Origin of the sequence: Weissella sagaensis, assembly GCF_005405285.1 — a bacterium.
Taxonomy (GTDB): domain Bacteria; phylum Bacillota; class Bacilli; order Lactobacillales; family Lactobacillaceae; genus Weissella; species Weissella sagaensis.
In genome coordinates, this window is the sequence record NZ_BJDT01000002.1 from 170,620 (window position 1) to 182,476 (window position 11,857).

General features: G+C 38.0%; 9 protein-coding genes and 1 riboswitch. Of the genes, 3 read left to right on the forward strand and 6 right to left on the reverse strand.

The features are described from left to right. Positions 1 to 201 precede the first annotated feature (201 nt). Positions 202 to 2,022 (reverse strand): pyruvate oxidase, encoded by a 1,821-nt coding sequence (gene spxB / locus FFM55_RS03410; RefSeq protein WP_042493036.1) that lies wholly within the window; start codon positions 2,020 to 2,022, stop codon positions 202 to 204. Positions 2,023 to 2,556: 534 nt separating this feature from the next. On the opposite strand from spxB, the gene murQ reads away from it, so the two are divergent. Genes murQ through FFM55_RS03425 form a run of 3 tightly spaced genes read left to right on the forward strand, consistent with a single transcriptional unit; the run spans position 2,557 to position 6,309 of the window. Next, complete coding sequence (gene murQ / locus FFM55_RS03415) at positions 2,557 to 3,444, forward strand: N-acetylmuramic acid 6-phosphate etherase (RefSeq protein WP_042493038.1); 888 nt, start codon at positions 2,557 to 2,559, stop codon at positions 3,442 to 3,444. An 18-nt stretch (positions 3,445 to 3,462) separates the two neighbouring features. Continuing rightward, positions 3,463 to 5,439, forward strand: a complete 1,977-nt coding sequence (locus tag FFM55_RS03420; RefSeq protein WP_081839300.1) for a glucose PTS transporter subunit IIA — start codon at positions 3,463 to 3,465, stop codon at positions 5,437 to 5,439. 27 nt (positions 5,440 to 5,466) lie between these two features. Continuing rightward, positions 5,467 to 6,309 carry a MurR/RpiR family transcriptional regulator gene (locus FFM55_RS03425; RefSeq protein WP_137600498.1) on the forward strand — a complete coding sequence of 281 codons (843 nt, stop codon included), beginning with the start codon at positions 5,467 to 5,469 and terminating at the stop codon, positions 6,307 to 6,309. A gap of 62 nt (positions 6,310 to 6,371) precedes the next feature. Here FFM55_RS03425 and dhaL read toward each other — a convergent pair whose 3' ends face one another. From dhaL to FFM55_RS03450, 5 genes are all read right to left on the reverse strand, one after another. Beyond that, positions 6,372 to 6,971: a dihydroxyacetone kinase subunit DhaL gene (gene dhaL, locus FFM55_RS03430; RefSeq protein ID WP_042493040.1), complete on the reverse strand. Its 600-nt coding sequence runs from the start codon at positions 6,969 to 6,971 to the stop codon at positions 6,372 to 6,374. Positions 6,972 to 6,989: 18 nt separating this feature from the next. Next, the gene (gene dhaK, locus FFM55_RS03435; protein WP_042493041.1) at positions 6,990 to 7,976 is read right to left on the reverse strand and encodes a dihydroxyacetone kinase subunit DhaK; all 987 of its coding nucleotides are present in this window, start codon (positions 7,974 to 7,976) and stop codon (positions 6,990 to 6,992) included. A gap of 9 nt (positions 7,977 to 7,985) precedes the next feature. Then, on the reverse strand, positions 7,986 to 8,384 hold the full coding sequence (gene dhaM, locus FFM55_RS03440; RefSeq protein WP_042493042.1) for a dihydroxyacetone kinase phosphoryl donor subunit DhaM: 399 nt from the start codon (positions 8,382 to 8,384) through the stop codon (positions 7,986 to 7,988). Positions 8,385 to 8,836: 452 nt separating this feature from the next. Further along, positions 8,837 to 10,030: a methionine adenosyltransferase gene (gene metK, locus FFM55_RS03445; RefSeq protein WP_042493044.1), complete on the reverse strand. Its 1,194-nt coding sequence runs from the start codon at positions 10,028 to 10,030 to the stop codon at positions 8,837 to 8,839. A 97-nt stretch (positions 10,031 to 10,127) separates the two neighbouring features. Beyond that, positions 10,128 to 10,215, reverse strand: a riboswitch (SAM riboswitch). 73 nt (positions 10,216 to 10,288) lie between these two features. Next, positions 10,289 to 11,845 (reverse strand): hypothetical protein, encoded by a 1,557-nt coding sequence (locus FFM55_RS03450; RefSeq protein ID WP_042493045.1) that lies wholly within the window; start codon positions 11,843 to 11,845, stop codon positions 10,289 to 10,291. Between the last annotated feature and the right edge of the window lie 12 nt (positions 11,846 to 11,857).

Here is an 11,857-nt window from a genome sequence, read left to right on the forward strand (position 1 = left end):
CATAAAGATACTCACTTCTATATAATTAGTATATAGTGAAACGGCACTTTTACAACAAAGTTTTAAATTAATCGTGAACAATAAACTCGCTATTAAAAATAACCAACAAAAAAGCTACCAAATCAGATAGATTTGGTAGCTTTTTATCACAATTCATAATCTTATCGTATTTAATAGATATTATAAATTGTTTAATTTAGATTAGAAGCTGAACTTGTTACCGTTTTCTTCTTTGATGTACTTTGAAGTTAGGCCTTCAGCTTCAAGGAACTCACGGAATGGTACCAATTCTTGTGCTTCATACTTTTCCTTGTATGCGTTAACAACATCTTCGCTATACAAGTTAGTGTCAAGCTTCAAAGTTTCAACTGGAATTGGACGATCCTTAGTAATCTTAGCATCGATAACCACAACACGACCTTGGTTGTAGTATTCAACAGCTTCCTTCATAACACTGTCAATATCTTCGATACGGCTAACAGTTAGACCAACAGCTCCTTGAGCTTCACCGATCTTAGCGTAGTCAACATCACCAAAGTCAACACCAAAGTTATAAGTATTAGTATCTTCATACTTGTTCTTAATGAAACCATACTCAGTGTTTGTGAAGACAACGTTAATAACAGGCATGTCATAACGTACGTTTGTCACAACGTCTGGGTAAGTCATTGAGAAGGCACCATCACCCATCAAGTTCCATACTTGACGTTCTGGGAAGATGTTCTTGGCACCGATACCACCTGGCAAACCAATTCCCATTGTTGCAAACAATGGTGAAGTACGCCATAGGTTCTTTGGTGTCATGTGCAAGTGACGAATTGACATTTGTGTTACGTTACCAACATCAGTTGAGAAGATTGCATCTTCTGCAGCATACTTGTTAATAGCATTGTAAACTTGGTAAGCTTGTAGGTCACCCTCAGTCTTTTGCTCCAACTTGTTCATGTAGTCACGCCAGTTTTGAACGTTCTTAACGTTAGCATTCCACCAAGTTGATTCCTTAACTTCTGAAACCTTACCAAGGATAGCATCAATTGCTTCACCAGCATCACCCAAGATAGCAACGTCAGTTTGGTGACGCTTACCTAGCATTGCAGGGTTGTTATCAATTTGGATGAACTTGTCAACGTTACGGAATGTTCCCTCAACCTCTGAGAATGGGAAGTTAGTTCCCACAAACAATACCGTATCTGCTTCAAGAACAGCTTCGTTAGCTGGCTTCCAACCAACACGGAAAGTTGAACCAGTGAAGGCTTCAAAGTCCCATTCGAAAGTTTCAAAGTTCTTACCAGTTGTGATAATAGGTGCTTTGATCTTACGAGCCAAATCTTGAACAGCTGATCCGTGACCCATAGTACCAACACCAGCATAGATTACTGGACGCTTTGCAGCGTTCAATAATTCAACAGCTTCATCAATATCTTCTTCTTCAACAGGTGCTGACTTGTAGTTTTTAAACTTCAAACCTGATGAGTACAAAGGTGTTGAGTAAATTGAATCTTCATCAAGTTCTGCAAAACCAAAGTCTGCAGGAACTTCAAGTACGGCAACTCCGCGCTTTGCAATAGCAGTACGGATCGCATCATCAACCAAGTGAGGCAATTGCTCTGCAGTCGCAACACGACGGTTGTAAACAGCAATGCTCTCGTACATTGGGTTTTGGTTTAATTCTTGGAATGAATCCATGTTCAACTCACGAACAGGCTTTGATCCCAAGATAGCCAATACAGGAACGTTATCCATTGCTGCATCGTACAAACCGTTAATTAAGTGAGTTGCACCAGGTCCACCAGAACCAACAGCAACACCTAGCTTACCACCGAACTTCCATTGCATAACTGCAGCCATAGCACCAACTTCTTCGTGCTTAACTTGCAAAAACTTAATGTTATTCTCTGGATCACCCATAGCATTCATAAAGCCACTCAACGTTCCAGAAGGAACACCATAAACTGTAGGTACCCCCCAGCCTTCCATGACCTTCAATGCTGCTAATCCAGCAGAAATTTTCTTATCTGACATTCCACATTCTCCTACTCGACGCGTTTGAAAACGCTTACTTTTCTTTTACCACTTAAAATTATATTGGAAATAGTGGCCACGTGTCAAGTTGGCTTTTATATAAAAATATTGTTTTTTTTATGTATTTTTATCAAATTTTTTTATAATTCGCATGCTATTTTTAAAAAAATAGCTAATTATAATATAAAAACAATCATTTGCATTACAAACAAATAGTAAAAATCTACACTAAAAAACAAACTAATATTTATATATAAAGTGTCTTTATTTTTTTGAAATAGCTAAACTTTAGAAAAATTTAAACTTTTAAACATATTTTATTCCAATCTATCGCAAATAAAATTCTTTTTTATTCAAATTCACCCTTTTTATGATTTAAATACCTAATAACATTTATAACCTAAGTTAAATACATTAGCAAAATTGAAATTTAATTTCATTAACGAATCATAATATTGTTTAGTTGTAATTCTATTTCATAACTATTATAATGCAAACTATAATAGATAGCGCTTACAAAAGGAGCTTTATACGATGAATTTAGATCAATTAACAACCGAACAACGCAATGAACGCACCATGAACTTAGATAGCCTTAATATTCATGAGGCTGCTGTATTAATGAATAATGAAGATCAAACTGTTGCAAATGCAGTTGCGCAAGCACTTCCTACTATTGAAGAAGCCATTGCTAAAACAACGGCTTCACTTAAAGCTGGTGGTCGTATTATCTACATGGGAGCTGGTACAAGTGGTCGTTTAGGCGTCTTAGATGCAGCTGAATGTGTCCCTACTTTTGGTGTGAGTCCAGAAACAGTCGTAGGTTTAATTGCTGGTGGTGAAAAAGCCATGATCCATGCCGTTGAAGGTGCTGAAGATAGCCTTACTTTAGGCCCAAGTGATTTGCAAAGCTTACAATTAAACGACAAAGATACTGTTATTGGTATCGCTGCCAGTGGTCGAACACCATATGTCGTTGGTGGCTTAGACTATGCACAAAGCGTTAATGCAGCAACTGTTAGTTTAGCTTTAAATATTAATGCCATTATCAGTCAACATGCTCAAACAGCTATTGAAATTAATGTCGGCCCTGAATTTTTGACCGGTTCAACCCGTTTGAAATCTGGGACTGCCCAAAAAATGGTCCTTAACATGATTTCAACTATTTCAATGATTGGTATTGGTAAAATTTACAAAAACCTCATGGTCGATGTACAACCTACTAATGAAAAATTAGTTGAACGTTCAAAAGGCATTATCATGACAGCAACTGATTGTTCATATGACGTTGCCGCAAAAGCATTTGCGGCTGCTGAACAACATGTTAAGCCTGCAATTGTTATGATTTTAACAGGGGTAAACTATGCAGATGCCAAAGCTAAATTAAAGCAAGCTGATGGCTTTATTAATCAAACATTCTAATCAAAGGGGTATAACATCATGGCAAATGAAAACTATGATCAAATGGGACAAGACATTTTTAAAAACGTGGGTGGTGAAGAAAATGTCGATAAAGTCATCCATTGTATGACGCGTGTTCGTTTAACACTAAAAGACGAAAATAAAGCTGATATTGAGCAACTAAAAGCCATTCCAGGTGTGCTAGGCGTGGTTGAAGACGAGACCTTGCAGGTTGTCGTTGGACCCGGTAAAGTCAACAAAGTTGCACAAAGTATGGTAGATTCGGTTGGTGTTAAACTAGGTGAAAACTTCCCAAGTACAAAAAACAGTCAACCTGATAACGCAAACTTACAAGATCAAACTAGCCAAAATAAAGCTGCAGCAAAACAAAAATATAATAAGCCCAATAAATTCAAATCTATTTTGAAGTCATTAGCTAATATCTTTGTGCCAATGATCCCTGCCCTAGTGGGTGCCGGAATCATTGCCGGTATTGCTTCTATTTTCCAAAATTTGGTAACAGCTGGTACATTAACTGGCGATAATGTCACACAATTTGTAACCGTCTTAAATGTTATTAAAAATGGTTTGTTTGCTTATTTGGCTATTTATACAGGTATCAATGCCGCTTCTGAATTTGGCGCTACCCCTGCTTTAGGTGGTACTGTAGGAGCCGTCACGTTGTTATCCGGTGTCACACCTGATACACCAATTCAAAATTTATTTAATGGTCAAGATATCGCTGCAGGTCAAGGTGGTATCATCGGTGTCATTTTCGCCGTTTGGATTTTATCATTAGTCGAAAAAAGATTACATAAATGGGTACCTGATGCAGTTGATATCATTGTTACCCCAACATTAAGCTTATTAGTGATTGGCTTGGCAACTATTTACCTAATCATGCCAATTGCCGGTGTCGTTTCAGATGGTTTGTTACAATTTATCAATGTGGTCTTAAATGTTGGTGGGCCAGTTGCTGGCTTTATCTTAGGTGCGCTATTCCTACCAATGGTGATGCTTGGTCTACATCAAATTTTAATTCCGATCCACTTAGAAATGATTAACCAAATGGGTAGTACACCACTATTGCCAATCCTTGCCATGTCTGGTGCCGGCCAAGTTGGTGCTGCTTTTGCACTCTGGTTATACTTCCGTCATAATGACAAGCAAGCCGAACTAGTTCAAAACATCAAAGGTGCACTCCCTGTTGGTTTGCTTGGTGTTGGTGAGCCTTTAATTTATGCTGTAACATTGCCGCTAGGCCGGCCATTTATCACCGCATGTATCGGTGGTGGTATTGGTGGTGCCGTCATCGGAATGCTTGGTCATGTTGGTGCCATCGCTGTTGGTCCTTCAGGCTGGGCACTAATTCCATTGATTGCCAACCATAAAGTCGTCTACTATCTAATAGGTTTAGCTGCTGGTTATGTCGGTGGTTTCATTTGTACTTACTTCTTTGGTATTCCAAAGGATATGAAAATCGTGGCAACGGACCAAGTGACTACCAACTCAGCACGTACTGATGGCCCAATTGTTCCTGAAGTTGCTGAAACTAAGTCATTTACAACTGAATTAACAGCTCCTGTTAACGGTCGTTTGATTGCACTTTCTGATGTGCCAGACGACGTCTTTTCCGCAGGTATGATGGGTGATGGTGTTGCCATCGAACCAAGTGATGGCCATGTTGTTTCGCCAATTGACGGTACCATTCAAGCAGTATTCCCAACCAAGCATGCAATCGGCATTATTGGTAATAATAATGAAGAAATTTTAATTCATATGGGGTTAGATACTGTTAGTTTACAAGGTCAAGGATTTGAGACATTGGTCGAAGCAGGTCAATCTGTAAAAGCTGGTGAGCCAATTACAAACATGGATTTAAACATTATTAAACAAGCTGGTTACGCTACTGTAATCCCAATACTAGTAACAAACAGTGCTGATTTTGCTTCTGTTACTGATATTTCTGCGCAAGATGTTCAAATCGGTGATACAATCATAACGATTAAATCATAATATACTAATTATCAAATGGAGTAACACATGAATTCATTATTCGCCCGTTTAGTGGCTGAAAAACATTTTACAGCGAGCGAACGCAAAATTGCTGATTTATTACTTAAAAATCCACAATGGTTTCTCGACGCAACAGCTGCTAAAATTGGTGAAAAAACTCAAACTAGTAGCGCTGCTGTGGTACGCTTTGCTAAAAAATTAGGTTACTCAGGCTTTCCAGCACTACGCTTGGACATTGCCTTAGCAACGACTGATAATACGCAACCCTCATTGAGTGAAATCACTGCAGATGAATCTGTTGATGCCATCCTAGCAAAAACCAGCGCACGCTTTAAATTAATTCCTGATACTATCGCGCAGCAAAATAATGCAGTTAATTTTCTTACTGCGACACAATTAATTGAACAAGCTCAGCATATCTTCGTTTATGGTATTGCCGCTTCTTCTTTAGTCGCACAGGATTTACAACAAAAATTTACACGTATTGGCATTGAAGTGATTTATCATGCTGATTTTCATCAAATGATTACCAGCGTACAAGCTATTGCAACGGATAATGATATTAGCATTATTATTTCTGAATCTGGCAATACTTATGAGACACTAAAATTCCAAAAAATTAGCCTTGATTTGCACTTAAAAACAATTGTGATGACTAGTAATCCGGATACCCCACTGGCAACTAACAGCCATATGGTATTACAGACTGCGACACCACAATTTGATAAAGTACGTTTCGCATCAACTACTGGTCTATTATCACAATTATATGTTGTCGATATTTTATTTTATACTTATATCAGTCATCATTATGATGACGCACAAGAAAAAATTGCTTTAACAAGAGCCCGAATTGATCAAGATTTGTAACTATTAAAAACGCCACTGGCACCTTAAAGTAATGGGTGTCCGTGGCGTTTTTACTTATATTTTTAATGAACAACTTCTAACAACATTTTAAATAATAATGCACTAGATGTCGCACCTGGATCAATATGGCCCACTGAACGTTCACCTAAGTATGAAGCGCGTCCTTTACGAGCTACCATATCTTTCGTGGATTCTTTAGCTGTCTCCACCATATCATAATCAAGTTCACCAACTTGCATTGCCTTAACGACGGGATCCCAAACATCAATCATGGTCTTATCTTGTAATTCAACCTTACCACGAGTCTTGATACCTTCTAACCCTTCAGCTAAAATATCACCTAGTTGTTCATATGACGTAATAGTTTCAACTGATTTAGTAGCTTTCGTCATCTTCATAAACGCTGACCCATACAAGGGTCCTGACGCACCACCAACTTTAGATAGCATCGCCATTGATAAAGCTTGGAATGTTGCACTAATGTCTTTTGGTGTTGTCTTAGCAACACTTTCTTCGTACGCGATAACACCACGAGCCATATTATTACCGTGATCACCATCACCAATTGGTGTATCTAAATCACTCAAATAATCTTTATTTTCTACAATGGCTGTACTAAATTTTGCTAACCATGCTTGTACTTCTGTAACTGTTAAATTCATGTGTGCTCACTCCCCTAATTACCAAGCAATCGTTGAAACTTCACTCTGCAAAGCTGCTACAAGATTTTCATCACCTAAATCAATCAAAGTTAATGAAATACCGGCCATATCTAATGACGTCATGTAATCGCCAACCTTCGTGAAGGTTACTTCAACACCTTCATCGGCAAGCAAATGCAAAACATCATTCATAAAAATATATTGTTCCATCAACGGTGTAGCCCCCATACCGTTTACCAAAACCCCCACTTTTGTTGGTTTTTTGGCATAATCAGCCAGAATTTTAGTAACTAATTCTTGTGCTAATTCCTTAGATGGACGAATTTTTTCGCGACGATAACCAGCTTCACCGTGGATACCAACACCAAATTCAATTTCTTCTTCACCTAATTTGAAACCAGGCTTACCAACTTCTGGTACTGTGGCTGCACCCAAGGCCACACCAATTGTTTTGATTTTAGCAACGGTTTGATCACCTAATTCTTTTAATTCAGATAATGAAGCGCCATTACGCGCTGCATCACCCAAAATTTTGTGAATAAGAATCGTCCCCGCAACGCCACGCTTGCCAGCCGTAAACTCGCTGTTTTCAACTGAAATATCATCATCGACAACCACAATTGCGACTTCATGATCATTCATTTCCGACATTTCTTGTGCCATTTCAAAGTTTAAAATGTCACCGGTGTAGTTCTTAACGATTAACAAGACCCCTTCACCTTGATCAACTTCATCAATCGCTGTCAAAATTTGATCAGGAGTTGGGGATGTGAACACGTCCCCAACAACAGCAGCACTCAACATCCCATCACCAATAAAACCAGCATGGGCTGGCTCGTGACCACTACCACCACCTGACACCAAAGCAACCCGCTTTTCAGCAATATCATTTTGTGCAAGTACACGTGAGTCGTCAACACGATGAATTTTATCAGCATAACTACCAGCCAATCCGTTCATCATTTCATCAATAATATCCGCCAAGTTGTTAATTATTTTTTTCATGTTATTCCCCTAATACCACTTATCTGCAACCGTCTTTTTAGCTTCAGTAATAATTGTGTTTAAGTCATCCGTCACCCCTACCGTAATGGCTGCCGCAAATGCGCCCTCAATCAACGGCACATCTATTAAATGGTAGCGTTGCTTTTGTTCATCATTAATTAAATCTAACGCCATTTCAACATTCAAAACAGCACTACCAAGATCAGCAAATGCCAAAAAATGTGTATCTGAGTCAGAAGCCTCAATAATATCGGTAATCCGTGTTACATCAGAACCAATTCCGCCATCGCGGGTTCCCCCTAATGAATAAATCTCAGTATCTTCAGAAATATTCATTTCTTCTATCAATTCTTTTAACCCGTCAGTCACCTTTTGACTATGCGAAACAAGCAACAAATTATACTTCATCATATCTCCCCTTGCATCTAGTATTAACATTCATTTAAAAACATATTTTGTATCCCCCTCTGGATACAAAAAAACATATCACTTCCATATGCATATATCACCCAAAAATGAAAGCGGTATCTTTCCTTTTAATAAAGCTTACATGGTTATAATAAAATGTACAATAATTAATTTTTTCTAATAATCAGTTTGTGGCCGCCTTCACAATCGAATTTTTTAATAAAATTCTAGTGACCATTATAGAATTTTATATATCATCAGTTAACTTTGCGCATCTCATATCATTCATGAAATGTTTTTACATTTTAAATAATAATTGCATCTAAATTATGCAAGTAATTGCCAAAAATTTAGATTGCGATTAGCCAAATTTTTTTCTTCACAAATGAATCTTATGACAATATAAAAAAGGCTATTAATCCAGTAATTGGATTGATAGCCTTTAAACATTTTTACTTATTAAAATAAGCCTTTAACTCGTCAACCTTATCCAAACGCTCCCATGGCAAGTCCAACTCTGGACGACCAAAGTGACCGTAAGCAGCAGTTGCTTCATAACGTGGCTTACGCAAATCCAAATCGTCAATAATACCTGCCGGACGCAGTTCAAACAAATCACGGATTGCAGCGACTAAGTCATTATCAGCAACTTTTGCTGTACCAAATGTTTCAACGTTAACTGAAACTGGTGCAGCAACACCGATTGCGTAAGCAACTTGGATTTCAACCTTGTCTGCCAAACCTGCAGCAACGATGTTTTTAGCAATATGACGCGTTGCATAAGCAGCTGAACGGTCAACCTTTGTCGCATCCTTTCCTGAGAAAGCACCACCACCGTGACGAGCATAACCACCATAAGTATCAACGATAATCTTGCGACCAGTCATACCAGCATCACCCTTAGGCCCACCGATTACAAAACGACCAGTTGGGTTAATAAAGTAACGCGTATCATCATCAACCATATCAGCAGGTAAAATTGGATCAATGATATATTCACGAACATCTTGGCGTAATTGTTCTAAGGATACTGAAGCACGGTGTTGTGTTGATAACACAACCGTATCAATACGAATAGGTGCACCATTTTCATCAAGTTCAACTGTCACTTGTGCTTTAGCATCAGGCAACAAGTAGTCCAAAACGCCTGCACGGCGAATATCAGCTTGCTTTTTAACTAATTTATGTGACAACACAACTGATAGTGGTAAATACTCATCAGTCTCATTTGTTGCAAAACCAAACATTAATCCTTGATCACCGGCACCAATTTGATCAAGTGGATCAACACCACCGTCTTCACGTTGTTCGATAGCTGAATCAACACCTTGAGCGATATCAGGTGATTGCTCATCCAAGGTAATCCCAACGTGGATATCATCTGCTAAGAAGCCAGCTTCTGGATCATCATAACCAATACGCTTTAGTGTATTGCGCACAATATCATTAATATTAACGTATGCACGCGTTGACATTTCACCAAAAACATTAACATAACCAGTTGTTACTGATGTTTCTACGGCTGTACGGGCTTCTGGATCTTGCTTTAAGACAGCATCCAAGATGGCATCTGAAATTTGATCTGACACTTTATCTGGGTGTCCTTCTGAAACGGATTCTGACGTAAACAAACGCTTTTCTGACATAATATATCAATATCTCCTTTTTACTTTTACAAAAATCAAAAATAAATAAACCCCGAGTACCACACATAGGCGGCATGTCGGGGTTTGAGTCGATATGCGCCTATCTACTAGAAATTACCACATCACCTTAACGGTAGTTGGTGTCAGATCATGGGGTCCAGTCCCTCCCTGACTCTTGATAGGATGTCGAGTTATTTACTTTTTTTATACTTCAACTATAATACTGATTTTTTTTTAATTACGCAAGTTAATTTTTTACTAAACCCTGGTTTGATGATCACACCTCTCTTTTAAAGCTTCTCGAACAAAAGATACCATTGCACTGACACCTGGATTATTCGCAACTTTCACACAGCGTCCCAAACGCCGTAACCGATGTGCTGCAGTCACAATTTCATGATGTGCCCCACGCAAAACAATTAATTGGAAATCATATTGTGGCTTATGCATTTCATGCACAATTTTATCATTATTAACATCTGATGGATCAAGCCATACAACTTTAATACCCAGTCGCTTTAACTTTTGTGTGGCATTTTTTACAGTTTCACCCCACCATGAAATAATTAAAACTTGGTAATTTGCTTCGATCATAGGTTCTACTGATTCATGCACTTGTTTGACTACATCACGCTCATTCGTAACGGGTATATTTAATTGCCGAATTAATCTAATAAACTTAGTATCCAATCGTTGTCGTGCTGAATAATAATATGCCGTTGTTAATTCTTCAACCAACAAACCGTTCATACCTTCTGATGTTAATAAATACTCATTTGCTTGTCGATCAATAAATAACCATTCATCCCCATCATGTACCAAACGTCCTTGTATTTGATGCCATAGCACAACGTCTTCAGACACCAACTGATTATACTTATCAACTAAGCGCAGTAATGGGTGATATTCACTCACACACGTTTGATTTAATTCACTGGTTAGTTGTCGAATTCTCTCAGAACGACTAATTTGTTGGGCTTGCGTTGTTTTCATTTGTTGCATCTGCTGCTGATGCTGTTGTGATAGCGATAATTTCAGCTGTAAATCAGCTATTTTTTTATATAACGCACGATTATCTGTTTTAGGACAGATATGTTTAGTATCTGGTTTAAGCTGCGTACGTTGTTCTTGCTTTATTTTTGTCTGTTTTTTACGTACTTGTTCACGAATCGCTCCCATCTCTTGTTGTTGCTTTTTAATTTTAAATTGATACGTTGCATTCGTTTCACATACTGTTTCTAATTTTTGCGTCAATTCTTGATTAAGTAGCATCTGATCACACAATGCTTTTTCCTTTTGCGATAATGCTACTTTTAATTGCTGATATTGTTGTGTTAATTGTAATTTACTTTCAGTTAGTTGACGTAACCGTTGTTTGAGCGTTTGATTGGCTCGCTTTGTTTTATCACTAATATCATTTGGCAAGCTTTTTTCCAATACTTTCGGCTGCTGTTGCTGATAAAAAGTTGCTTCTGTTATGTCACCTAATAATAACTCGTTCAATTTCTCAACAAGCTCATCCACCCGATATCGTTCACCGCTAGGCAAAATAGCCATCAACTTCATGAAACGACGATCATGACAATAAGTGATTGCGGTCACATCCAATGGACACTGTACTAATTTTGTGTCTATTTGTTTTTGGATAGTCCCTAGCATGACCCGACTTGTTTGACTAAATTTAGCTAACTGGGGTTTAGATAATAAACTATCATTACGATACGTTGTCTGAATTAATTTTCCAAAAGGCTTTAAATCATCAACTAATTTTTTGCCAGTCGTTCCAGATTTAATAGGCCGCTTACTAGTTCTCATTAAAATATCCTC